This window comes from Denitratisoma sp. DHT3, from assembly GCF_007833355.1.
Lineage (GTDB): Bacteria > Pseudomonadota > Gammaproteobacteria > Burkholderiales > Rhodocyclaceae > Denitratisoma.
The window spans coordinates 3,222,169-3,243,534 of sequence record NZ_CP020914.1 but is presented as its reverse complement, the minus strand read 5'-3'; the positions used below and the strand labels follow the sequence as shown (position 1 = coordinate 3,243,534).

The following is a 21,366-nucleotide window of genomic DNA, read 5'->3' as shown; positions in this document are numbered from 1 at the left end:
TGGGGGCGTGTAAAATTCGTCCCGATTCTAGCCCTCTTACCAACAAAGGACTCACTCATGGCCGGACACTCCAAATGGGCCAACATCCAGCACCGCAAGGGTCGCCAGGACGCCAAGCGGGGCAAGATCTTCACCAAGCTGATCAAGGAAATCACCGTCGCCGCCAAGATGGGCGGGGGCGATGCCAGCACCAACCCGCGCCTGCGCCTGGCGATCGAGAAGGCCAAGGGCCAGAGCCTGCCCAAGGACAACATCGACAACGCCATCAAGCGCGGCACCGGCCAGCTCGAAGGCGTCGTCTACGAGGAAGTGCGCTACGAGGGCTACGGCATCGGCGGCGCCGCGGTGATGGTGGATTGCCTGACCGACAACAAGACCCGCACCGTCGCCGACGTGCGCCACGCCTTCAACAAGAACGGCGGCAACATGGGCGCCGAGGGTTCGGTGGCATTCCAGTTCAAGCACTGCGGGCAGATGATCTTCGCGCCCGGCACCGACGAGGCCAGGCTGATGGACGCCGCGATCGAGGCCGGCGCCGAGGACGTGGTGACCAACGACGATGGCTCGATCGAAGTGATCACGCCGCCCAACGATCTGGCGACGGTGCTGGAGGGCCTGGAGGCCGCCGGCTTCAAGGCCGAATTCGCCGAGGTGGTGCAAAAGCCGCTCAACGAATCCGTGATCGGCGGCGACGACGCCATGAAGATGCAGAAGCTGCTCGACGCCCTGGAGTCCCTGGACGACGTGCAGGAGGTCTACACCTCGGCGGTGATCGACGAGTGAGAAGGCTCGCCCCCCTTCGCCCCCTCCGGGGGGTTCGAGTCGGCTCGCTGCGCTCGGGTGTTGGGGGGGCTTCGTGGCGGCACCGATGCGTTGCGGCTTCGCCGCGTGCCGCTTTCCCTTGGGTCTGCCCGGCGGAAAAGCTTTGTCGTCAAGGAAGCACGGGCGTTCTGATCTCGTAGGAGCGGGCCATGCCCGCGAACCGGTGGTAGACAATGCGCTGGTCGCGGGCATGGCCCGCTCCTACGAGACGAGAAGGAGTTCCGCCGTGTCGCCGTGGTGAACTGCTTTTTCCAGGATCAAAGACTCGAAAGATGTGTGCATGCGGTAGCCTTGAATGGGAGGAAGACAGGGGCCTCATGCAGAATTGTTTCCTCCATGGCTACAAATAAAGACGAAGCAAAAATGGGCAAAAGCAACCTTCAGACTGGGAGCGGAGAGACATTGATGCATCCATATCCCCCTGCCCTCTGGAGCCTCGATTGTTTCCGAAATTGAAACAATGATGACGCGCATCCTCGGCATCGACCCCGGGCTGCGCGTGACCGGCTTCGGCGTCATCGACAAGGTCGGCGGCAAGCTGGGCTACGTCGCCAGCGGCTGCGTCCGCACCGACGACAAGGCCGGTCTGCCGGAACGGATCAAGACCATCCTCGACGGTCTGGCCGAGGTGATCGCCACCCACCGTCCCGACGAGGCGGCGCTGGAGATCGTGTTCGTCAACGTCAATCCCCAGTCCACCCTGCTGCTGGGCCAGGCCCGTGGCGCGGCGCTGGCCGCCCTGGTCGGCGCCGGGCTGCCGGTGGCCGAATACACCGCGCTGCAGATCAAGCAGGCGGTGGTGGGTCACGGCAAGGCCGCCAAGGAACAGGTGCAGCACATGGTGCGGCGCCTGCTTTCGCTGCCCGGCGATCCCTCGCCCGACGCCGCCGACGCCCTGGCCTGCGCCATCAGCCACGCCCATGGCGGCCAGGGCTTCGGCGCCATGGGCACGCGCGGCTACCGGGTGCGCAACGGGCGGCTGGTCTGAAGCCGCCGCCGGGATCGCGAAGTCGCCCGCCATGACCTCGACCTCCGCCCGGTTGCCGTCCGAGCCGACCGCCGCGCTGCGCGCCCGGCCGCTGCGCTGCCTGTTCCTGGCCACGCGCCCGGCCTTCCTCAGCGTCACCCTGGTCGCGGTGGCGATCGGCCTGGCCGGCGCTTTTCACGACCTGGGCCGGCTGGCGCCGGCGACCGCCCTGACCACGCTGCTGTTCGCCCTGGTGGCGCATGCCGCGGCCAACGTGATCAACGACTATCACGACGCCGCCGGCGACGCCCTCAATCGGGAGCGGCTGTTTCCCTTCACCGGCGGCAGCCGCTTCATCCAGAACGGCGTGCTGTCGACGGCCACCACCGGGCGCCTGGGCTACGGCCTGCTGCTGGCCGTGGTGCCGGCCGGACTCTGGCTCGCCGGGCGTTCCGGGCCGGGCCTGGTGCTGATCGGCCTGGCCGGTCTCGCGATCGGCTGGGCCTATTCCGCGCCACCCCTGAAACTGGCGGCCCGTGGCCTGGGGGAGCTGGCGGTGGCCGGCGGCTGGCTGCTGGTGACGGTCGGCGCCGACTACGTGCAGCGCGGCGCGTTCGCCGTGCCGCCGCTGGTTGCCGGCCTGGGCTATGCGCTGCTGGTGGCCGATCTGCTCTACATCAACCAGTTCCCCGACCGCCAGGGCGATGCCGCCGCCGGCAAGCGCACGCTGGTGGTGCGCCTCGGCCCGGCCCGTGCCCGCTGGGGCTATGCCGCCCTGGCGCTGGCGGCGCACGCGGCGCCGCTCCTGGCCGTGGCCGCCGGCCTGCTGCCGCCGCCGGCGTTGCTGGCGCTGGCCTCCGCCCCGCTGTCCTGGCGCGCCGCCCGCCTGCTGTGGTCCAATGCCGGGCGGCCCGGCGCCCTCGCCCCGGCGATCAAGCTGACGATCGCCGCCGCCCACTGCCACGGCGCGCTGCTGGCGCTGTCGCTTCTCTCGAAAGGATTCCCGTCGTGATCGGTCGCCTTGCCGGACTGCTGCTGGAAAAGAACCCGCCCATGGTGGTCGTCGACGTGGGCGGCCTGGGCTACGAAGTCGATGTGCCGATGAGCACGTTCTACAACCTGCCCAATGCCGGCGAACGGGTGGCGCTCTACACCCATCTGGCGATCCGCGAGGACGGGCACTTCCTCTACGGCTTCCTCAGCGAGGACGAACGCGGCGCCTTCCGCCAGTTGCTGAAGATTTCCGGCATCGGCGCCCGCACCGCCCTCTCGGTGCTCTCCGGCCTGTCGGTCGCCGAACTGGCCCAGGCGGTGGCCCTGCAGGAGGCGGGACGGCTGGTGAAGATCCCGGGCATCGGCAAGAAGACCGCCGAGCGGCTGCTGCTTGAACTGCGCGACAAGCTGCCCAGGGCCCTGGGCGGCATGGGTGGCGCGGGCGGCGCCAGCATTCCCGCCGCGCCCGACGCCGGCAGCGACATCCTCAACGCGCTGCTGGCCCTGGGGTACAACGAGCGGGAAGCGCTGGCGGCCATGAAACAACTGCCCGAGGGCTGCAATGTTTCCGACGGCATCCGCCAGGCCCTGAAGCTGCTGTCCAAAGTCTGAGGTGCCTCCCGTGTCCGCCCAACGCCTGCCCCACTTCATCGAAACCGAGATCGTCATCGACCTGCCGCCGGCCCAGGCCTGGGAGCGGCTGCGCGACCTGTCCATTCCCCAGTACTACGTGCCGGGGCTGATTCGCACCACCTTCAACACCGAGCGCAGGGAGGGGATCGGGGCCAGCCGCAAGGTGCATATGAAGGACGGCCTGCTGCTGGACGAGACGGTCATCGACTGGCGCGAAGGCAGCGGCTTCACCATCCGCCTGCACCAGGGCGACAAGCCCCTGATGCCGCTGTGCCGGGAGGCCCGCTTCCTCTACCGCCTGGAGGACGCGGGCGACGGCAGAACCCGCTTCCGGCCCGCGATGGCCTTTGCCATGGGCGCGCGTCCCCTCGGCGACTGGTTTTTCGCGGCGCTGGTGAAGAAAACCATGGTCCGCAACCTGGATGCCGTCGCCAGGGGCATGAAACGGTTCTACGAAACGGGCCGCTCGGCCAACCCGGACTTCGTCAGCGAGTAAACTGCCGCCATGACCGTCCAGACCGACAAGTTCGCGCCGGCGCCCCCCGAGCGCCTGATTTCCGCCGGCCGCGAGTCCGCCCAGGAAGACGTCCTGGAGCGGGCGCTGCGCCCCAAGCTGCTGGCCGACTACGTGGGTCAGCAGAAGATCCGCGGCCAGTTGGAAATCTTCATCGAGGCCGCCAAGCGGCGCGGCGAGGCCCTGGACCACGTGCTGCTGTTCGGCCCGCCGGGCCTGGGCAAGACCACCCTGGCCCACATCGTCGCCCACGAGATGGGCGTGAATCTGCGCCAGACCTCCGGTCCGGTGCTGGAGCGGGCCGGCGACCTGGCGGCGATCCTGACCAACCTGGAACCGCACGACGTTCTGTTCATCGACGAAATCCATCGTCTCTCGCCGGTGGTCGAGGAAATCCTCTACCCGGCGCTGGAGGATTTCCAGATCGACATCATGATCGGCGAGGGGCCCGCCGCCCGCTCGGTGAAGCTGGACCTGCCGCCGTTCACCCTGGTCGGCGCCACCACCCGCGCCGGCATGCTGACCAACCCGCTGCGCGACCGCTTCGGCATCGTCGCCCGGCTGGAGTTCTACACGCCGGAGGAACTGGCGCTGATCGTGCGGCGCTCCTCCCAGCTGCTCAACTGCCGCATCGCCGACGCCGGGGCGACGGAGATCGCCCGCCGCTCGCGCGGCACGCCCCGCATCGCCAACCGGCTGCTGCGCCGGGTGCGCGACTTCGCCGAGGTCAAGGCCGAAGGCCACATCACCCGCGAAGTGGCCGACGCCGCCCTGACCATGCTCGACGTGGATCATCTCGGTCTGGACATCATGGACCGCAAGCTGCTCGGCGCGATGCTGGAAAAGTTCGGCGGCGGCCCGGTCGGCGTGGACAACTTGGCCGCCGCCATCGGCGAGGCGCGCGACACCATCGAGGACGTGCTGGAGCCGTATCTGATCCAGCAGGGCTATCTCCAGCGCACGCCGCGCGGACGGGTGGCGACGGCCTCGATCTGGCGGCATTTCGGCTTGAAGTCCCCCGGCACCGTTCCTGAACTCTTCGATCCCGAGTGATGGCACCTGTCGAAATGCCTGCCCGGGAAAGCGGGATTGCGGCCGCCACTGCCCTGGCAAGCGCAGTGCTGCCGGTGCGGGTCTACTACGAGGACACCGATGCCGGCGGCGTCGTGTACTACGCCAATTACCTGCGTTTCGTCGAGCGCGGGCGCACCGAGTGGCTGCGCGCCCTGGGGTATGATCAGGGCCGGCTGGCCACCGAGCTGGGCGTGGTCTTCGCCGTCCGCTCGGTCGCGGCCGAGTACCTGCGGCCGGCGCGGCTCGACGACCGATTGAACGTTTGCACCGCCGTCGAGTCCCATGGTCGCGCCGCGATCGTCTTCGCCCAGCACGTGGAGCTGGACGACAATCCGGGCGGCGGGCGCCTGTTCGAGGCCACGGTCAAGGTGGTCTGTCTCGACCGCGAACGCTTCAAGCCGGTGGCGATTCCGCCGGCGCTTCTTGAACGCATCAGGAACTCCTCATGAACATCACCCAGGATCTTTCCATCATCGAACTGATTTCCCATGCCAGTCTGGTCGTCAAGCTGGTGATGGCGCTGCTGACCTGGGTTTCGCTGCTGTCCTGGTACTGGATCTTCCGCAAGTGGTTCGCGATCCGCGACGCCCGCGCCAAGACGGAGCAGTTCGAGCGCGACTTCTGGAGCGGCGGCGACCTCAACAGCATGTACCAGAGCGCGCAGAACGACCGCCACCACTCGGGCGCGCTGGAGCACATCTTCGAGGCCGGCTACCGCGAATTCACCAAGCTGCGCGGCCAGAAGATCCTCGACCCGACGGCGGTGGTGGACGGCATCCGCCGCGCCATGCGCGCCACCTACCAGCGCGAACTGGACGACCTGGACGCCCACCTGTCCTTCCTCGCCTCGGTCGGCTCGGTCTCGCCCTACGTCGGTCTGTTCGGCACGGTGTGGGGCATCATGCACGCATTCCGCGGGCTGTCCAACATGAGCTCGGCAACGCTCGCCGCGGTCGCCCCCGGCATCGCCGAGGCACTGGTGGCGACGGCCATCGGCCTCTTCGCCGCGATTCCCGCCGTCGTCGCCTACAACCGCTTCGCCCACGACGTGGACCGCCTGGCGGTGCGCTTCGAGAGCTTCATGGAGGAGTTTTCCAACATCCTGCAGCGGCAGTTGCGATGAACACACCGTCCACATCAAACTGCTGCGCAACGCGCAGCACCGATATCGTCACCCCCTTCCTCGGGAAGGGGGGCGGGGGGATGGCACTCGATGAACCAGGTCTTCTTTGTCTCATGGAGCTAGCTCCATGAGACAAAGAAGACAAATGAACAGCATCAACGTCGTGCCCTACATCGACGTGATGCTGGTGCTGCTGGTGATCTTCATGGTCACCGCGCCGATGATCCAGACCGGCAGCGTGGATCTGCCCAGCGTGGGCAAGAGCGCCCAGCCGCCGGTGGCTCCCCTGGAAGTGATCGTGCGCGCCGACCAGAGCCTGGCCCTGAAGAACCGCGCCAAGGGCGACGCCGAACTGGCCGTGACCCGGGAAGAGCTGGCCGAGCAGATCCGCGCCGCGCAGGCGGCCAATCCCCAGCAGGCGGTGCTGATCGCCGGGGACCGCCAGGTGAAGTACGAGGCGGTGCTGAACGTGATGAGCGAATTGCAGCAGCAGCAGGTCACCAAGATCGGCCTTTTGGTGCAGCCGGGGAAATGAGCGCCCTGCCCGGCCGTCCGCAAGGGCGCATGTCATTCTCCGGAGCCGCCTTGCGGCGAACCGCCGTCACCCCCGCCCCTGGGGCGGGGGCCGGGGGGTGGGCCGTCCAATGAACGCCGACGCCGCCCTCCTCGATCGTCCCGAAGAGCCGGGCAAGCTGGTCTCGGGCCTGCTGGCGGCCGGCGTCCACATCCTGCTGGCGCTGTTCCTGTTCTACGGCGTGCGCTGGCAGACCACCGCGCCCGAGGCGGTGGAAGTGGAGCTGGTCAGCGCCCCGCCATCGGTCGCCGCGCCGGAACCCCAGGCCGAGCCGGCGCCGCAGCCCGAGCCCAAGGTGGAGCCAAAACCCGAACCCAGACCTGAACCCAAGCCCGTGGCCAAGCCGGACATCGCGCTGAAGGAGAAGGAGAAGGAAAAACCCAAGCCCGCGATCAAGGAGACGCCGCCACCGAGCCGGGTGGATGCGCTCAAGTCGGCCCTCGACAAGGAATTCGCCCGCCTGACCGGACGCAAGGCCGCCGCCTCGGCCGAGCAGGATCTGGCCCGGCACAAGGCCGACCTGGCCGCCGCCGCCCGCAGCAAGGGCATCGCCGACTATCTGTCGCGCATCCGCGGCAAGATCCGCGGCAACATCGTGCTGCCGCCCGGCGTCCAGGGCAATCCGGAAGCGGTGTTCCTGGTGACCCAGTTGCCCAGCGGCGAGGTGCTCTCGGTGAAGCAGAAAAGATCCTCCGGCAATCCGGCCCTGGACTCGGCCATCGAGCGGGCGATCCTCAAGTCCAGCCCGTTGCCGAAACCGGACAACACCGAATTGTTTTCCCGCGATCTGGAACTGAAGTTCCGGCCGATGGAAGAGTGACCGTTATAATTCACGCCATGAAATATTCACGCTTTCTCGCCATCGCCCTGACCGCTCTGGCAGGGTTGGCGCTCCAGGCCCAGGCTCAGCTTTCCATCGAAATCACCGGCGCCGGCGCCAACCGCATCCCACTGTCCATCGCCACCTTCGACGGCGAGCGGATCGTCTCCCAGGCCCTGGTCTCCGTGATCCGCGCCGACCTGGAGCGCAGCGGCCTGTTCCGCATGGTCGATCCGGGAACCACGCCGCTGGGCGTCAATGCGTCGGTCCGCTATGGCGACTGGCGCGGCCAGGGCGCCGACGCCCTGGCGGTGGGTTCCGTCGCCGCGAGCGCCGACGGGCGCTACGAAACCCGGTTCCGGCTCCACGACGTTCTCAAGCAGGCGGTCCTGGCCGACGAAGCCTACAGCCACACCTCCACGCCCTATCAACTGCGCGCCACCGCTCATCGCGTCGCCGATGCCATCTACGAAAAACTGACCGGCGAACGGGGCGTCTTCGCCACCCGCGTGGCCTACGTGGTCAAATCCACCGGCCGCTACGAATTGCAGATCGCCGACGCCGACGGCGCCAATCCGCAGGCGGCCCTGGCCTCCCGGGAACCCATCATCTCGCCGGCCTGGTCCCCGGATGGCAGCAAGCTGGCCTACGTGTCCTTCGAGTCCAAGAAACCCGTGGTCTATGTCCATGACCTGGCCACCGGCCGCCGCCACGTGGCGGCCAACTTCAAGGGCTCCAACTCGGCGCCGGCCTGGTCCCCGGACGGCAAGCGCCTGGCCGTGGTGCTGACCAAGGACGGCAACTCCCAGTTGTACGCGGTCAATACCGACGGCAGCGGCGTGACCCGGCTCGCCACCTCCACCGGCATCGACACCGAACCGCGGTATTCGCCCGACGGCGAGTGGATTTACTTCACCTCGGACCGCGGCGGCAGCCCGCAGATCTACCGCATCCCGGCCAATGGCGGGAACGTCGAGCGGATCACCTTCGAGGGCAGCTACAACGTGACCCCCCGGCTCTCCCCCAATGGCAGGAGCATGGCCTACATTTCGCGGGATGGCGGGCGCTTCCAGCTCACGCTGATGGACCTGGCCACCCGGCAGATACAAATACTTACAGATTCCGCCAAGGATGAATCCCCCAGTTTCGCGCCCAACGGCCGCATGATCATCTATGCTACCGAGATCGGGGGGCGAGGCATTCTGGCGGCGGTATCGGCCGACGGTCGGGTGAAGCAGAAGTTGTCCGTCCAGGCCGCCGATATCCGTGAACCCGCCTGGGGCCCCCTCGCCAAATAACCCTTGCGTCAACCAAAGGAGATCGAAATGCGCAATACCGTAGTCCTCGCCGCCCTTGCCACCTTCTTGCTGGCCGCCTGCAGCAGCCAGCCGCCCGCCCCCGAGCAGCAGCCCGCTCCGGTGGCGGCTCCCGTCGCCGCCCAGCCGATGCCGGTTACGCAGGAGGATCCCAATGCGTTGACGATCGCCAATCTGAAGAATCCCAAGAGCATCCTGTCGAAGCGGGAAGTGTTCTTCGACTACGATCAGTACGTGGTGAAGGACGAATTCAAGTCCCTGATCGAGGCCCATGCCCGGTTCCTCAAGGCCAACCCGACGATGAAGATGCTGATCCAGGGCAACGCCGACGAGCGCGGCAGCCGCGAGTACAACCTGGCCCTGGGCCAGAAGCGGGCCGAGGCGGTGAAGAAGGCCCTGCTGCTGCTGGGCGGCCGCGAGGATCAGGTCGAGGCGGTGAGCCTTGGCAAGGAGAAGCCCCGCTGCACCGGCCATGACGAAAGCTGCTGGTCCCAGAACCGTCGCGACGACATTCTCTACACCGGTGAGTATTGATGCGGCGCATCGCCGTTGCGCTGCTGACCCTGGCCTGCGCCCTCCCGGCGCGGGCCGGGTTGTTTGACGACGACGAGGCCCGCGCCGGCGTCGCCAAGCTCCAGGGCGAGGTCGCCGAACTGACCCAGCGCGCGGAGAATGCCGCCAAGAACCAGGTGGACTTCGCCAACCAGGTGGAAACCCTGAATGCGGAGCTGGCCAAGCTGCGCGGCCAGATCGAGGTCCTGACCTACGAACTGGACGCGGCCCAGAAGCGGCAGAAGGATTTCTACGTGGATCTGGACAACCGTCTGCGGGCCCTGGAAGCCGGCGCCACGGAAAACCAGGCGGCGGAAAGCGAGCAGCCAGCCGCCGACCCGGCCGCGGAGACCAGCACCTACGAAGCCGCCCTCAAGGCCCTGAAGGCTTCGCGCTTCAAGGAGGCGCTGGCCGCCTTCAACGCTTTCATCAAGGGCTACCCGAACAGCAGCCTCCAGGCCAGCGCCCATTTCTGGGCCGGCTATTGCCTCAACCAGCTGCGCGAACCGGCCAAGGCCGCCGACATGTATGGCCGCCTGGCGGCCCAGTGGCCCGACGACGCCAAGGCGCCCGATGCCCTGCTGGAGCAGGCCAACAGCCTGGAAGCCGCCGGCCAGCGGGCAGCCGCGCGCAAGGTGCTGACCGCGCTGGCGGCCCAATACCCGAGCAGCGAAGCCGGCAGGAAAGCCAAGCAGCAACTCAAGAAAAAGTAGTGGCGGCCGACCTTTCCGCGAAGCTGCGGATCACCGAAGTCTTTCATTCGATCCAGGGCGAGTCCACCCGCGTGGGCTTGCCCACCGTTTTCATCCGCCTCAGCGGCTGCCCCCTGCGCTGCACCTGGTGCGACACCGAATACGCATTCACCGGCGGCGAGACCATGAGCGTCGGCGAGGTGCTGGAACGGGTGGCGGCCCTGGGCGGCGTCGCGGCCTGCCCCACGGTCTGCGTCACCGGCGGCGAACCGCTGGCCCAGAAGGGCTGTCCGGATCTTTTGAGCGCGCTTTGCGACGCGGGCTACTCGGTGTCCCTGGAGACCAGCGGCGCGCTGGACATCGCCGCAGTGGATGCACGGGTCTCCCGCATCATGGACCTCAAGGCGCCGGGCTCCGGCGAGGCGGCGCGCAACCGCTGGGAGAATCTCGAATCGCTCACCCCGCGCGACGAGCTGAAACTGGTGCTGGCCTCGCGCGAGGATTACGACTGGGCCAAGCGGCAGCTGGCCGAACATCGGCTGGCGACCCGCTGCCCGGTGCTGTTCTCGCCGGTCCAGGGTCGATTGGCGCCCGCGCAACTGGCCCAGTGGATACTCGACGACCGGCTGCCGGTGCGCTTCCAGCTGCAATTGCACAAGATTCTCTGGCAAGACGCCAAGGGCCGCTGACGCATGAAGACTCGCCCCCCTTCGCCCCCCTCCGGGGGGTTCGATACAGCTCGCTGCGCTCGGATGTTTGGGGGCGCTTCGTGGGAACACCGATGCGTTGCGGCTTCACCGCGTGCCGCTTTTCCTTGGGACGGCCCGGCGGAAAAGCTTTGTTGGGCTCGCTCACCTTCGCTCCCCTCCGGGGGGTTCGATACGGCCCGCTGCGCTCGGATGTTTGGGGGCGCTTCGTGGGAACACCGATACGTTGCGGCTTCGCCGCGTGCCGCTTTTCCTTGGGACGGCCCGGCGGAAAAGCTTTGTTGGGCTCGCTCACCTTCGCTCCCCTCCGGGGGGTTCGATACGGCCCGCTGCGCTCGGATGTTTGGGGGCGCTTCGTGGGAACACCGATGCGTTGCGGCTTCGCCGCGTGCCGCTTTTCCCCATCGTGGCCATCGTGGGAGAGGCGGCCCGGCGGAAAAGCTTCATTTTCACGTCAAGGCATCGTCATGAAACCTGCCGTCATCCTGCTGTCCGGCGGACTCGACTCCGCCACCGTGCTGGCCATCGCCCGCCAGCAGGGTTTCGTCTGCCACTGCCTGTCGGTCGATTACGGCCAGCGCCACAGTGTCGAGCTGGCCGCCGCGCGGCGTGTGGCCGACGCCCTGGGCGCGCGGGAGCATCGGGTGCTGCATCTGGACATGAACCAGTTCGGCGGCTCCGCGCTGACCGATCCCGGCATCGGCGTGCCCACCGACGGCGTCGAGGCCGCGGGCATCCCGATCACCTATGTGCCTGCGCGCAACACCATCATGCTGGCGCTGGCCATGGGCTGGGCCGAAGTGCTGGGCGCGGACGACCTGTTCGTCGGCGTCAATGCGGTGGACTACTCCGGCTACCCGGACTGCCGGCCGGAATTCATCCGCGCCTTCGAGACCATGGCCAATCTGGCCACCAGGGCCGGCGTCGAAGGCCGGCGCCTGCACATCCACGCGCCGCTGATCGACATGACCAAGGCGGAGATCATCCGCGCCGGCCACGACCTGGGCGTCGACTACGCCCTCACCGTTTCCTGCTACCAGGCCGACGATCAGGGGCGGGCCTGCGGCCTGTGCGACTCCTGCCGGCTGCGCCGCGCCGGTTTCACCGCCGCCGGCCTGCCCGACCCGACGCCCTATGCCGGCCAAGCCGGAACCCTCCAGGAAAGCTCCGATAAGAGATAGCACCGGTTGGCCGGAAAAGCAGCAGGAAGGCCCGCCCCCTCCCTGCCTCCCCCTCTCCGGGGGAGGTGACTGAACCGGGCTCGCTTCGCTCGCAGAGCCTGCCAAAATTCCGGCCAGGGACGGCCGCTAGCGCTGGCCGCTGTGGCGTCAAGCCTTGCGCCGGAACACCACGTCCCAGACGCCGTGCCCCAAGCGCAGGCCGCGCTGCTCGAACTTGGTCAGCGGCCGGTACTCGGGGCGGGGCGCGAAGCCCGGCGCCGTGTTTTCCAGCAGCGCTTCGCCGGACAGCACCTCCAGCATCTGCTGGGCATATTCCTCCCAGTCGGTGGCGCAGTGGAAATAGCCGCCCGGCGCCAGGCGCTGGCTCAATAGATGGACGAAGGCCGGCTGGATCAGGCGCCGCTTGTGATGGCGCTTCTTGGGCCAGGGGTCGGGAAAGAACACGTGGATGCCGGCCAGGCTGGCGGGAGCGATCATCCGGCTCACCACTTCCACGGCATCGTGCTGGATCAGACGCACGTTGCTCAGTCCCCGCTCGGCGATCTGCTTCAACAGCGCGCCGACGCCGGGCGTGTGCACCTCGATGCCGAGGTAGTCGTTTTCCGGGTGGGCGGCGGCGATGGCGGCCGTGGTCTCGCCCATGCCGAAGCCGATCTCCAGGATCTTCGGCGCTGCGCGGCCGAACACCGCCGCCAGGTCGACCGGGCCGGGGGCGTAGGGCAGGCTCCAGCGCGGCATGCCTTCGTCGTAGTAACGCTGCTGCGCCGCCGACACGCGGCCCTGGCGCAACACGAAACTGCGGATATGGCCCGACTGCGGGCTTTGCTGTTCTTCGCTCATGGATTCACTTTGAAAGGTTGGTCGGGATCGGCCGCAGCGGTCGACAGCCAGGTTTCCAGCCCGGCGCACTCCCCGGCCAGCGTCGAGCGCGCCACCGCCTTGCGGATGCCTTGCAGCCAATCCTCCAGCGGGCGGTCGAGGCCGGCCTCCTGCCAGCGCGGCGCAACGGCGGCGCGGGCTTCGGCCAGGCCCGCCAGATGCTCGGTCTGCCACTTCGTCAGCGCGGCATCCAGCGCCTGCGCGGCGGGCCGCTCCAGCCGCCGGCGGCAATAGGCAGCCCGCCCCTCTGTCGCGGCCGCGCTGGAGAGGCGATTCAGCAGAGCCTGCATGCGGAATTGGGCCTTGAGATCGTAGCGCGGCTTGTCCAGCGCCTCCGGCAAGGTCGCGCAGGCGGCATCGAGTTCGCCCGGCGCGACATCCAGCGCCGGCTTCAGGCCGAGGGCCTGGACCAGTTGCTCGTCGCTGGCCTCCGCGCCGAAGCCGCCGAAGTAATGGCGCCCCACATCGGCACGGGCCGCGGCGATCGCCTCTTCCTGCGTCTCGCGCCAGTGGCGGTAGGCGTCGCCCGCCGCCGCCGTGCCGGCATTCTCTCTTTCCGCGCAGGCCCGGGCGAGCAGGGTCACGCCGTGATAGAGGCCGAACAGGCGCTGCTGCAACAACACGCGCGGCTTGTCGAAGGCATAGCCGCTACGGCCCGGAAACTTGGGCAGCGCCGTGACGCCCGCCTTGACGTCCCCTGCCAGCGCCAGCGGTGCCGCCAGCAGGCAGGTCAGCGCCAGCAGCCTACGCACGGGGGGCGATGAGCCCTTCGGCGGGGGAACTGGGCGACGCCGAGTAATACTTGCGCGGCATCCGCCCCGCCAGGAAGGCCTCGCGTCCCGCCTCGACCGCCTTTTTCATCGCGCCGGCCATCAGCACCGGATCCTGCGCCTGGGCGATGGCGGTGTTCATCAGCACGCCGTCGCAGCCCAGTTCCATCGCCACGGCGGCGTCCGACGCGGTGCCCACGCCGGCATCCACCAGCACCGGCACCTTGGCCTGATCGACGATCAGGCGCAGGTTCCACGGGTTGAGGATGCCCATGCCGGAACCGATCAGGGACGCCAGGGGCATGATCGCGACGCAGCCGATCTCTTCGAGCAGCTTGGCCTGGATCGGGTCATCGGAACAATAGACCATCACCTTGAAGCCGTCCTTCACCAGGGTCTCGGCCGCCTTCAGGGTTTCCGGCATCTGCGGGAACAGGGTGTGGGGATCGCCCAGCACCTCCAGCTTGACCAGATCGTGGCCGTCGAGCAGTTCCCGCGCCAGGCGCAGCGTGCGCACCGCGTCGTCCGCCGTGTAGCAGCCGGCCGTGTTGGGCAGATAAGTGAATTCGGCGGGCGGCAGCGCGTCCAGCAGCGAAGGCTGGCCCGGCTCCTGGCCGATGTTGGTGCGGCGGATGGCGACGGTGACGATCTCGGCGCCGGACGCCACGATCGCCTCGCGGGTCTGGGCGAAATCCTTGTACTTGCCGGTGCCCACCAGCAGCCGGGAACGGTAGGCCTTGCCTGCGATAACGAGGGAGTCTGTCATGATCTTCTCAGCCGCCGCCGACGGCGGACACAATTTCAACAACGTCGCCCGGCGCCAGCCGGGTCTCGCCATGCAGGCTGCGCGGCACGATCGCGCCGTTGCGTTCGATGGCGACGCGCTTGCCCGCCAGGCCCATGCTGGCCAACAGGTCGGAGAGGGTGGCGCCGGGCGCCAGTTCTCGGGCCGCGCCATTCAGATTGATGGTGATCATCGGGCCGAATTTTATCACGCGAGGAATTGCCAGCCCGGCAACGACCGCCTACAATCCGGGCCTCCTGCGGGCGTCGTATAACGGCATTACCCTTGCTTCCCAAGCAAGAGACGAGGGTTCGACTCCCTTCGCCCGCTCCAGTTTCGAGAAGCCCAGCGCCTTCGCGTTGGGCTTTTTGTTTGGGTGCGGCGCCAATTGACCGCAGCCCGTGGACTCAGCGCACCCGGATCTTCGGGATCGGCGCGCCGCGGCGCATGGTTTCCAGGAACTTGTCCAGCGGCGCGGGCTCGGCCACCTCGGGCAGGCCCTCGGAAGGATTGGCCCAGAACTCCTTCCACGACGGCCACAGCTCGTGCCAGGCACCGCTGTAGGGCTCGCGCCCCGGCCAGCGCATCTTCATGTCGCCGATCGGCGGTTTGTTCAAGTCGCTGGCATACCAGTAGCAGGGCAGGCGGCGGCGGAAGTACCAGCGGCCGTCGATGCGCTCGTAGTCGTCCCAGTAGAGCATCTGCATGATCACCCACTCGGGACCGGTCTCGTGTTCGTTCTTGGAATAAACGACGCCGCTGGCGTGGTCGAGGTCCTTGAACTCGATGATGTGGCCGCCGATGTGATGCGAGGTGCCGGTGAACTGGTTGCGCAGGGTGTCGTCCACCCAGGCCTTCATGTGCTGGCGGCCCGCCTTGTCCTTGCTGATGCGGATGTCGGGTGCAAAGAGGTTCACATGCGCGTCGAGATCCCGCATATCCAGGGACAGCGCGTATTTCGCCGGCAACTGGCGAATCGCGTCGAGGGACTCGAGGCGGTCGATGCGGGCGGCCAGGCTGGCCAGGTCGAGGTTTTGCTCAGTCATGGGTCGGGCTTCCTGTGACGAAAATTTTCGGGCTGAACGCGCCGGTCCCGCGGTGCCACTGCTCCAGATCCAGGAGCACCTGCTCGCAGGCCTGGATCAGGTAGCGCCGGTTGTAGAGCCGGGGCGACAGCAGGGCGTTGATGCTGACGCCGGTGGCGAAATGGACCAGCATCTGTCCCGCCTGGGTGACGTCCAGTTCGGGCGCCGCCTGCCCCAGCGCGATCGCCTCCTGGAGATCGCGAGCAAAGCGCCGGTAGGTCGCCTGGGAGCGCTGTTCCAGCAAAGCCTGCCAGTCGGGGCGGGTGGTGGCCAGGCCCCAGTAGTTCAGGCGCACCTTCCAGTGCAGCGTCGCCGCGGGACTCAGCGGCAGCGTGCAGGTCAGTCGGGCGCAAACGGCGTCCAGCCCCTGCTTGCCGCGGGTCAGGCGCTGCTCGTGCTTCAGGTAGCGCTCATCCACCCAGTCCAGGGCTTTGCTGACGATGTGCTCCTTGTCGTCGAAATAATGCTCGATGACGCCCTTGGAGAATCCGGTATGGGCGGCGATCTCGCGGAAGGTGGCGGCCGCCAGGCCTTTCTCCGCGATCAGTTCTGCGGCGGCGCGGGCAATCACCTCGCGGCGCTGGTCATGGTCAACTATTTTGGGCACGATCAGATCAGATTGAGTTTCACATGGGGAGCGATCCGCTCGAAGAATACCCGCAGTCCCTCCCAGCTCAAATCCTTGTCCAGTCCCGACATCAGCGGATGCAGCACAAAGGCGTCGTTGTCGGCCATCGTCGCCGCCCCCGCCAATACCCGCTCCGGTGTGACCACCTGGTAGATGCCGGTGGCGCGCAGTGCGTCCGCGTCGGTGGCTTCCTGGTACATGGCGTCCAGGGCGGCGCTGGCCTGCCAGCGGGCATAGGTGTTGGTCTCGTAGAGGCAATAGGGCGCGATGCCCTGCCAGGTGCGCTCGGGGTCCTCGCTGGCGAACAGGTAGGAAAACGGCATGCGTCCCTGGAACCGCGGCGTCTTGCCCTGGGCTTGGCATTCCCGCACGTAAATGTCATTCAGCTCGGGCAGGCCGCCGATGAAGGCGTCGCCCAGCCGAGCCGCGCGCCGGGCGGCGGGGGCGCTGGTGCCGCCCATGAAGATGGGTGGATGGGGCTGCTGCAAGGGGCGTGGCCGGATGCGGCAGGGGCGGCCCCGATGCTGGAAGGGTTCGCCGCTCCAGGCCGCCTTCAGGGTGGTCACGCACTCCTCCATCAGCACGCCGCGGCGGTGCGGATCGACGCCGAACATGGCCATCTCGTCGGGCACGTAGCCGCCCAGCAAAAGCACCTCGGCCCGGCCGCCGCTCAACTGGTCCAGCACCGCCACGTCTTCGGCGATGCGCAGCGGGTCGTGGAAGGGAACGATGACGTTGACCTGAATGCGCACATTGCGGGTCATCCGCGCGGCGGCGGCGGCCAGGATGATGGGACTGGGCAGGTAGTCGTCGGTCGAGCCGTGGTGCTCGCAGAAATTGACGGTGATCGGATAGCCCAGGGTATCCAGCCAGGCCACCTGAGCCAGCGCGGTATCGTAGATCTCCGCCAGGGACATCGGAGAAACACCCGCGGGAGCACGGCAGTCGTATTTGATCGAAATGTAGGCCATCGGCTTTCTCGTTGCTCAGCGACAGATCGACATCACTATACCGGACGAACGTCCCATTTCAGCGCCGTGGCCATCATGCGCGGGGTGGCCGGAGGGCAAGCGGCAGCCCCTTGAAATCCCCGGCACCCCCACCTATATACGGGTCATGGCGGATGGACCGCCCGGCAAAATACCCACCACACAAGGAGAAAAGCATGGCCAATGTCACGCGTTACGACCCGTTCGATGACTTTTTCCGCGGCTTCCTGGTACGCCCGGTGGAAATGGGGCAAGGGGACGTGCCCTCGGTCAAGATCGACGTCAAGGAACAGGAAAAGGCTTACCTGGTTCACGCCGAACTGCCCGGCATGAAGAAGGAGGACATCCACGTCAATATCGACGGCCCGATGGTTTCCATCACCGCCGAGCGCAAGCAGGAAAAGGAGGTCAAGGAGGGTGAGCGGGTACTGCGCACCGAACGCTACTTCGGCAAGGTATCACGCAGCTTCCAACTGGGGCAGGACGTCGACGACGAGAAGGCGAGCGCCAAGTTCACGGACGGCGTACTGGAACTGACCCTGCCCAAGAAGGCCGCCACCCAGGCCAAGCGCCTGACGATCGACTGAAGCGCAGCATCCCGGTCCCGTAAGGTTTCGAACGAAAGGGCGCCGTTTCTCCGAAACGGCGCCCTTTCGCCTTCCTGGATCGCTAAAATGCGCGCGTTCATTCACTTACCGCCCCCACCCCCATGAGCGACAAGCCCTCACCCCACCTGAAGGCCGGCATCCTGGCCGAGGCCCTGCCCTACATCAAGCGTTTCCACGGCCGCACCATCGTCGTCAAGTACGGCGGCAACGCGATGACCGACGAGCATCTGAAACAGTGCTTCGCCCGCGACGTGGTGCTGCTGAAGCTGGTGGGCATGAACGTGGTGGTGGTCCACGGCGGCGGGCCGCAGATCGAGAACCTGCTGACCCGGGTGGGCAAGAAGGGCGAGTTCATCCAGGGGATGCGCGTCACCGATGCCGAGACCATGGAACTGGTGGAGATGGTGCTGGGCGGCCAGGTCAACAAGGACGTGGTGAACCTGATCAACCAGGCCGGCGGCAAGGCGGTCGGCCTCACCGGCAAGGACGGCAACTTCATCCGCGCCAAGAAGTTGATGATGGCAGATCTCAGCAAACCCGGCGATCTGATCGACGTCGGCCAGGTGGGCGACATCGTCTCCATCGACCCCTCGCTGATCGCGCTGCTCGACACCGGCGCCTTCATTCCGGTGATCGCCCCGATCGGCGTGGGCAGCGAAGGCGAGACCTACAACATCAACGCCGACGTGGTGGCGGGCAAGATCGCCGAGGTGCTGAAGGCCGAAAAGCTGGTGCTGCTCACCAACACGCCGGGCGTGCTGGACAAGGACGGCAGGCTGCTGACCGGCATCACGCCGCACGACATCGACGACATGGTGGCCGACGGCACCCTCTCCGGCGGCATGCTGCCCAAGATCGGCTCGGCGCTGGACGCGGCCCGCAGCGGGGTGAAGAGCGTGCATATCATCGACGGCCGGGTGGAGCACGCGCTGCTGCTGGAGATCCTGACCGACGAGGGCGTCGGCACCCTGATCAAGTCCAAGTGACCATGAACCAGGGCGGACGCGTCTGGCTGTTCGATCTCGACAACACGCTCCACGACGCCACGCCCCACATCTTCCCCCACATCAACCGGGCCATGACGACCTATGTGGCGGGGACCCTGGACCTGCCCGAGGACGAGGCGAGCCGCTTGCGGGTGGATTACTGGCAGCGCTACGGCGCCACCCTGAGCGGCATGATGCGCCACCACGACACGAATCCGCATCATTTCCTCTGGCACACCCACCAGTTCCCGGACCTGGGACGCATGGTGGTGTTCCGCCGCGCGCTCGGCGCCGCGCTGGACGCGCTGCCGGGCCGCAAGATCGTGTTCTCCAACGCGCCCGCCCACTACGCGGCCGCGGTGCTGGACATCATGGGCGTGCATCGGCACTTCGACGCGATCTGGTCGATCGAGCGCCTGCGTTTCACCCCCAAGCCATTCCGGGCCGGTTTCCAGCGCCTGCTGCAGCAGGAGGGATTGCGGCCGGCCCAGTGCGTGATGGTCGAGGACAGCGCGGAAAACCTGCGCACCGCCAAGCGCCTGGGCATGACGACGGTGCTGATCTCGCGCCGGCTGCGCACCCCGGCCTTCGTCGACGTGCGTCTCGATTCGGTGCTGCATCTGCCGCGGCGCTTCGGACGGCGCTGAGCCGCCCGCAGCGCATCCGGCGGGTCAGCCCCGCCGCAGCAGTTCCGCCGCCTCCAGGGCGAAATAGGTCAGGATGCCGTCGGCGCCGGCCCGCTTGAAGGCCAGCAGCGCTTCCAGGGTGCAGGTGTCGCGGTCCAGCCAGCCGTTGGCGAAGGCCGCCTGGAGCATCGCGTATTCGCCGCTGACCTGATAGGCATAGGTCGGCACGCCGAATTCGTCCTTCACCCGGCGCACGATGTCCAGATAGGGCATGCCGGGCTTGACCATCACCATGTCCGCACCCTCTTCGAGGTCGAGCGCCACTTCCCGCAAGGCCTCGTCGCTGTTGGCCGGGTCCATCTGGTAGGTGTACTTGTTGCCCTTGCCCAGATTGCCGGCGGAGCCGACCGCATCGCGGAAAGGCCCGTAGAAGGAGGAGGCGTACTTGGCCGAGTAGGCCAGGATGCGGGTGTGGATCAGGCGCTCGGCATCGAGCGTCTGGCGGATGCGGCCGATGCGGCCGTCCATCATGTCGGACGGCGCCACCACGTCGGCCCCGGCCCGCGCGTGACACAGCGCCTGCTTGGCCAGCGCCTCCAGGGTCTCGTCGTTCATGACGTAGCCGCGTGGATCGGCCGGATCGATCAGGCCGTCCTGGCCGTGGCTGGTGTAGGGGTCCAGCGCCACGTCGGTGATCACCCCCAATTCGGGGAATTCCCGCTTCAGCCGCGCCACCACCGTCGGCACCAGGCCTTCCGGATTCCATGCCTCCTCGGCCGTGTCGGACTTCTTGTCCGCACCGATCACCGGAAACAGCGCCAGCGCCGGAACCCCCAGATTCAGCGCGCGCTCGGCCACCGGCAGCAAGCGGTCGAGGGTCACCCGCTCCACGCCGGGCATCGAGGCCACCTGCTCGGTGCGCCCCTGGCCTTCCAGGACGAAGACCGGGTAAATCAGATCGTCCGCGGAAAGACGGGTTTCCCGCATCAGGCGCCGCGAAAAATCGTCCCGACGCATCCGCCGCATTCGACTCGAGGGGAATTGGCCTTTCAAGTTCATGATCTCGCTCGCAAAAATATTTACTGGAACTTTCCCACGGGTTGCCTATCTTAGGTTTTAGGCGGCGTTCTGCTGCCTCCCGCTTCACCTCCCTAAGCGGGTGCCTTAATCCCCTTAAGGCGTTTCGCCCTCGGCTTCCTCCCCTTGGCCGAGGGCTTTTTCTTTTTTTCGGCTTATAAGCCGAAAAAAAGAAAAAGCCCTGAGGGCAATTAAAAAACCTACCCCCCGGCCCCCTTCCCGGGGAAGGGGGTGACTGGATCAGAAACCGGGGCCTGATCTTCGGAACTCAGCCAGCCGCCCACGACCTTTTCCACTTCCTCGATGCCCTTCTTCTTCAAACTGGAGAAAAGCTGCAGGCTGATGTCGCCCGTCAGGGACGCCGCCTCGGCCTTGGCGGCCCGCAGCACCTTGATCTGCTCCTGATTCGTCAGCTTGTCGGATTTGGTCAGCAGGCAGTGGATCGGCTTGCCGGTCGACGCGAACCAGGCGATCATCTGCCGATCGAGATCGGTGAACGGACGGCGGGCGTCCATGATCAGCACCAGCCCGGCCAGATTCTCGCGCTGGGTCAGGTAATGCTCCAGCAGTCCCTGCCACTGGCGGCGCACCGCCGCCGGCACTTCCGCATAACCGTAGCCGGGCAGATCCACCAGCGCGGCGCCGTTCTTGAGGCGGAACAGATTGATCAACTGGGTGCGCCCGGGGGTCTTGGAGACGTAGGCAAGCCGCGTATGGCCCGCCAACGTATTGATCGCCGAAGACTTGCCCGCATTGGAGCGTCCGGCGAAAGCCACTTCCGGCGCATTGGAAAAAGGCAGACCCGCCGGACTGGCGACCGAAATTTCAAAAACCGCGTGGCGGAACAGGGACATGATTCGGGGGAGGGGAATTCGCTGCAGGTCGCTACCTGGGCCGATATGGGCGAGAACTGGCCGGCTGATATAGAATAACAGGCTTTTGCGATCCCTCGCTCCAAGGAGTTCC

At 67.0% G+C, this 21,366-nt stretch carries 27 protein-coding genes and 1 tRNA gene; 19 read left to right on the top strand and 9 right to left on the bottom strand.

The annotated features are described in order from the left end of the window. Positions 1-57: 57 nt before the first annotated feature. The 15 genes from B9N43_RS15015 to queC all read left to right on the top strand — a co-directional run bounded on the left by B9N43_RS15015 (position 58) and on the right by queC (position 11,968). Positions 58-783 (top strand): YebC/PmpR family DNA-binding transcriptional regulator, encoded by a 726-nt coding sequence (locus B9N43_RS15015; protein ID WP_145843002.1) that lies wholly within the window; start codon positions 58-60, stop codon positions 781-783. Between the two features lie 499 nt (positions 784-1,282). Further along, a complete protein-coding gene (ruvC, locus tag B9N43_RS15010) occupies positions 1,283-1,810 on the top strand; it encodes a crossover junction endodeoxyribonuclease RuvC (RefSeq protein WP_145843001.1) in 528 nt (175 codons plus the stop codon). Positions 1,811-1,841: 31 nt separating this feature from the next. Next, complete coding sequence (locus B9N43_RS15005; protein WP_145843000.1) at positions 1,842-2,801, top strand: prenyltransferase; 960 nt, start codon at positions 1,842-1,844, stop codon at positions 2,799-2,801. Next, positions 2,798-3,394, top strand: coding sequence for a Holliday junction branch migration protein RuvA (gene ruvA, locus B9N43_RS15000; RefSeq protein ID WP_145842998.1), 597 nt, complete (start codon positions 2,798-2,800; stop codon positions 3,392-3,394). The genes B9N43_RS15005 and ruvA overlap by 4 nt, the downstream gene beginning before the upstream one ends. Positions 3,395-3,404: 10 nt before the next feature. Next, the gene (locus B9N43_RS14995) at positions 3,405-3,911 is read left to right on the top strand and encodes an SRPBCC family protein (RefSeq protein ID WP_186453850.1); all 507 of its coding nucleotides are present in this window, start codon (positions 3,405-3,407) and stop codon (positions 3,909-3,911) included. Between the two features lie 9 nt (positions 3,912-3,920). Continuing rightward, positions 3,921-4,982, top strand: coding sequence for a Holliday junction branch migration DNA helicase RuvB (gene ruvB / locus B9N43_RS14990; RefSeq protein WP_145842996.1), 1,062 nt, complete (start codon positions 3,921-3,923; stop codon positions 4,980-4,982). Continuing rightward, the gene (ybgC, locus tag B9N43_RS14985) at positions 4,982-5,452 is read left to right on the top strand and encodes a tol-pal system-associated acyl-CoA thioesterase (RefSeq protein ID WP_261379347.1); all 471 of its coding nucleotides are present in this window, start codon (positions 4,982-4,984) and stop codon (positions 5,450-5,452) included. The genes ruvB and ybgC overlap by 1 nt, the downstream gene beginning before the upstream one ends. Beyond that, positions 5,449-6,126: a protein TolQ gene (gene tolQ / locus B9N43_RS14980; protein ID WP_145842995.1), complete on the top strand. Its 678-nt coding sequence runs from the start codon at positions 5,449-5,451 to the stop codon at positions 6,124-6,126. The genes ybgC and tolQ overlap by 4 nt, the downstream gene beginning before the upstream one ends. A gap of 145 nt (positions 6,127-6,271) precedes the next feature. Continuing rightward, positions 6,272-6,661, top strand: a complete 390-nt coding sequence (gene tolR, locus B9N43_RS14975; RefSeq protein ID WP_261379346.1) for a protein TolR — start codon at positions 6,272-6,274, stop codon at positions 6,659-6,661. A 109-nt stretch (positions 6,662-6,770) separates the two neighbouring features. Continuing rightward, complete coding sequence (locus tag B9N43_RS14970) at positions 6,771-7,520, top strand: energy transducer TonB (RefSeq protein WP_145842993.1); 750 nt, start codon at positions 6,771-6,773, stop codon at positions 7,518-7,520. A gap of 17 nt (positions 7,521-7,537) precedes the next feature. Further along, the gene (gene tolB / locus B9N43_RS14965) at positions 7,538-8,818 is read left to right on the top strand and encodes a Tol-Pal system beta propeller repeat protein TolB (RefSeq protein ID WP_145842991.1); all 1,281 of its coding nucleotides are present in this window, start codon (positions 7,538-7,540) and stop codon (positions 8,816-8,818) included. A gap of 27 nt (positions 8,819-8,845) precedes the next feature. Beyond that, positions 8,846-9,370, top strand: a complete 525-nt coding sequence (gene pal, locus B9N43_RS14960; RefSeq protein WP_145842990.1) for a peptidoglycan-associated lipoprotein Pal — start codon at positions 8,846-8,848, stop codon at positions 9,368-9,370. Further along, positions 9,370-10,101 (top strand): tol-pal system protein YbgF, encoded by a 732-nt coding sequence (gene ybgF / locus B9N43_RS14955; protein ID WP_145842989.1) that lies wholly within the window; start codon positions 9,370-9,372, stop codon positions 10,099-10,101. The genes pal and ybgF overlap by 1 nt, the downstream gene beginning before the upstream one ends. Next, on the top strand, positions 10,101-10,769 hold the full coding sequence (gene queE / locus B9N43_RS14950; RefSeq protein ID WP_186453849.1) for a 7-carboxy-7-deazaguanine synthase QueE: 669 nt from the start codon (positions 10,101-10,103) through the stop codon (positions 10,767-10,769). The genes ybgF and queE overlap by 1 nt, the downstream gene beginning before the upstream one ends. Before the next feature lie 485 nt (positions 10,770-11,254). Further along, positions 11,255-11,968, top strand: a complete 714-nt coding sequence (gene queC, locus B9N43_RS14945) for a 7-cyano-7-deazaguanine synthase QueC (RefSeq protein WP_145842988.1) — start codon at positions 11,255-11,257, stop codon at positions 11,966-11,968. A 147-nt stretch (positions 11,969-12,115) separates the two neighbouring features. On the opposite strand, the gene trmB is transcribed toward queC, so the two are convergent. Genes trmB through thiS form a run of 4 tightly spaced genes read right to left on the bottom strand, consistent with a single transcriptional unit; the run spans position 12,116 to position 14,594 of the window. Beyond that, positions 12,116-12,808 carry a tRNA (guanosine(46)-N7)-methyltransferase TrmB gene (gene trmB, locus B9N43_RS14940; RefSeq protein WP_145842987.1) on the bottom strand — a complete coding sequence of 231 codons (693 nt, stop codon included), beginning with the start codon at positions 12,806-12,808 and terminating at the stop codon, positions 12,116-12,118. Next, a complete protein-coding gene (locus B9N43_RS14935; protein ID WP_145842986.1) occupies positions 12,805-13,599 on the bottom strand; it encodes a hypothetical protein in 795 nt (264 codons plus the stop codon). The genes trmB and B9N43_RS14935 overlap by 4 nt, the downstream gene beginning before the upstream one ends. Continuing rightward, a complete protein-coding gene (locus B9N43_RS14930) occupies positions 13,592-14,383 on the bottom strand; it encodes a thiazole synthase (RefSeq protein WP_145842985.1) in 792 nt (263 codons plus the stop codon). The genes B9N43_RS14935 and B9N43_RS14930 overlap by 8 nt, the downstream gene beginning before the upstream one ends. A gap of 7 nt (positions 14,384-14,390) precedes the next feature. Next, entirely contained in the window at positions 14,391-14,594 is a 204-nt protein-coding gene (gene thiS / locus B9N43_RS14925) for a sulfur carrier protein ThiS (RefSeq protein ID WP_145842984.1), read from the bottom strand. 66 nt (positions 14,595-14,660) lie between these two features. Here thiS and B9N43_RS14920 point away from each other — a divergent pair. Continuing rightward, positions 14,661-14,734: transfer RNA gene (locus B9N43_RS14920), tRNA-Gly, on the top strand. A gap of 74 nt (positions 14,735-14,808) precedes the next feature. Here the strand turns inward: B9N43_RS14920 and B9N43_RS14915 are convergent. The 3 genes from B9N43_RS14915 to B9N43_RS14905 are packed head-to-tail and all read right to left on the bottom strand — an operon-like array spanning position 14,809 to position 17,085. Then, a complete protein-coding gene (locus B9N43_RS14915) occupies positions 14,809-15,447 on the bottom strand; it encodes a nuclear transport factor 2 family protein (RefSeq protein WP_145842982.1) in 639 nt (212 codons plus the stop codon). Continuing rightward, on the bottom strand, positions 15,440-16,093 hold the full coding sequence (locus tag B9N43_RS14910; RefSeq protein ID WP_186453848.1) for a TetR/AcrR family transcriptional regulator: 654 nt from the start codon (positions 16,091-16,093) through the stop codon (positions 15,440-15,442). The genes B9N43_RS14915 and B9N43_RS14910 overlap by 8 nt, the downstream gene beginning before the upstream one ends. A gap of 2 nt (positions 16,094-16,095) precedes the next feature. Continuing rightward, a complete protein-coding gene (locus B9N43_RS14905; RefSeq protein ID WP_145842980.1) occupies positions 16,096-17,085 on the bottom strand; it encodes an LLM class flavin-dependent oxidoreductase in 990 nt (329 codons plus the stop codon). Positions 17,086-17,279: 194 nt separating this feature from the next. Here B9N43_RS14905 and B9N43_RS14900 point away from each other — a divergent pair, with 194 nt between their 5' ends. The 3 genes from B9N43_RS14900 to B9N43_RS14890 all read left to right on the top strand — a co-directional run bounded on the left by B9N43_RS14900 (position 17,280) and on the right by B9N43_RS14890 (position 19,344). Further along, on the top strand, positions 17,280-17,690 hold the full coding sequence (locus tag B9N43_RS14900) for an Hsp20/alpha crystallin family protein (protein WP_145842979.1): 411 nt from the start codon (positions 17,280-17,282) through the stop codon (positions 17,688-17,690). A gap of 122 nt (positions 17,691-17,812) precedes the next feature. Further along, positions 17,813-18,697, top strand: coding sequence for an acetylglutamate kinase (argB, locus tag B9N43_RS14895; protein WP_145842978.1), 885 nt, complete (start codon positions 17,813-17,815; stop codon positions 18,695-18,697). A 2-nt stretch (positions 18,698-18,699) separates the two neighbouring features. Continuing rightward, on the top strand, positions 18,700-19,344 hold the full coding sequence (locus B9N43_RS14890) for a pyrimidine 5'-nucleotidase (protein ID WP_145843600.1): 645 nt from the start codon (positions 18,700-18,702) through the stop codon (positions 19,342-19,344). 24 nt (positions 19,345-19,368) lie between these two features. Here B9N43_RS14890 and hemB read toward each other — a convergent pair whose 3' ends face one another. Continuing rightward, positions 19,369-20,382, bottom strand: coding sequence for a porphobilinogen synthase (gene hemB, locus B9N43_RS14885; protein WP_145842977.1), 1,014 nt, complete (start codon positions 20,380-20,382; stop codon positions 19,369-19,371). Between the two features lie 218 nt (positions 20,383-20,600). Next, positions 20,601-21,254 carry a ribosome biogenesis GTP-binding protein YihA/YsxC gene (gene yihA / locus B9N43_RS14880; protein ID WP_145842976.1) on the bottom strand — a complete coding sequence of 218 codons (654 nt, stop codon included), beginning with the start codon at positions 21,252-21,254 and terminating at the stop codon, positions 20,601-20,603. Positions 21,255-21,366 lie beyond the last annotated feature (112 nt).

Excerpts from the sequence above, each read along its gene's own strand:
- B9N43_RS15015 (WP_145843002.1), top strand. The coding sequence starts at position 58 with ATGGCCGGACACTCCAAATGGGCCAACATCCAGCACCGCAAGGGTCGC.
- ruvC (WP_145843001.1), top strand. The coding sequence starts at position 1,283 with ATGATGACGCGCATCCTCGGCATCGACCCCGGGCTGCGCGTGACCGGC.
- B9N43_RS15005 (WP_145843000.1), top strand. The coding sequence starts at position 1,842 with ATGACCTCGACCTCCGCCCGGTTGCCGTCCGAGCCGACCGCCGCGCTG.
- ruvB (WP_145842996.1), top strand. The coding sequence starts at position 3,921 with ATGACCGTCCAGACCGACAAGTTCGCGCCGGCGCCCCCCGAGCGCCTG.
- ybgC (WP_261379347.1), top strand. The coding sequence starts at position 4,982 with ATGGCACCTGTCGAAATGCCTGCCCGGGAAAGCGGGATTGCGGCCGCC.
- tolQ (WP_145842995.1), top strand. The coding sequence starts at position 5,449 with ATGAACATCACCCAGGATCTTTCCATCATCGAACTGATTTCCCATGCC.
- tolR (WP_261379346.1), top strand. The coding sequence starts at position 6,272 with ATGAACAGCATCAACGTCGTGCCCTACATCGACGTGATGCTGGTGCTG.
- B9N43_RS14970 (WP_145842993.1), top strand. The coding sequence starts at position 6,771 with ATGAACGCCGACGCCGCCCTCCTCGATCGTCCCGAAGAGCCGGGCAAG.
- tolB (WP_145842991.1), top strand. The coding sequence starts at position 7,538 with ATGAAATATTCACGCTTTCTCGCCATCGCCCTGACCGCTCTGGCAGGG.
- pal (WP_145842990.1), top strand. The coding sequence starts at position 8,846 with ATGCGCAATACCGTAGTCCTCGCCGCCCTTGCCACCTTCTTGCTGGCC.
- ybgF (WP_145842989.1), top strand. The coding sequence starts at position 9,370 with ATGCGGCGCATCGCCGTTGCGCTGCTGACCCTGGCCTGCGCCCTCCCG.
- queC (WP_145842988.1), top strand. The coding sequence starts at position 11,255 with ATGAAACCTGCCGTCATCCTGCTGTCCGGCGGACTCGACTCCGCCACC.
- trmB (WP_145842987.1), bottom strand. The coding sequence starts at position 12,808 with ATGAGCGAAGAACAGCAAAGCCCGCAGTCGGGCCATATCCGCAGTTTC.
- B9N43_RS14930 (WP_145842985.1), bottom strand. The coding sequence starts at position 14,383 with ATGACAGACTCCCTCGTTATCGCAGGCAAGGCCTACCGTTCCCGGCTG.
- thiS (WP_145842984.1), bottom strand. The coding sequence starts at position 14,594 with ATGATCACCATCAATCTGAATGGCGCGGCCCGAGAACTGGCGCCCGGC.
- B9N43_RS14915 (WP_145842982.1), bottom strand. The coding sequence starts at position 15,447 with ATGACTGAGCAAAACCTCGACCTGGCCAGCCTGGCCGCCCGCATCGAC.
- B9N43_RS14905 (WP_145842980.1), bottom strand. The coding sequence starts at position 17,085 with ATGGCCTACATTTCGATCAAATACGACTGCCGTGCTCCCGCGGGTGTT.
- B9N43_RS14900 (WP_145842979.1), top strand. The coding sequence starts at position 17,280 with ATGGCCAATGTCACGCGTTACGACCCGTTCGATGACTTTTTCCGCGGC.
- argB (WP_145842978.1), top strand. The coding sequence starts at position 17,813 with ATGAGCGACAAGCCCTCACCCCACCTGAAGGCCGGCATCCTGGCCGAG.
- B9N43_RS14890 (WP_145843600.1), top strand. The coding sequence starts at position 18,700 with ATGAACCAGGGCGGACGCGTCTGGCTGTTCGATCTCGACAACACGCTC.
- hemB (WP_145842977.1), bottom strand. The coding sequence starts at position 20,382 with ATGAACTTGAAAGGCCAATTCCCCTCGAGTCGAATGCGGCGGATGCGT.
- yihA (WP_145842976.1), bottom strand. The coding sequence starts at position 21,254 with ATGTCCCTGTTCCGCCACGCGGTTTTTGAAATTTCGGTCGCCAGTCCG.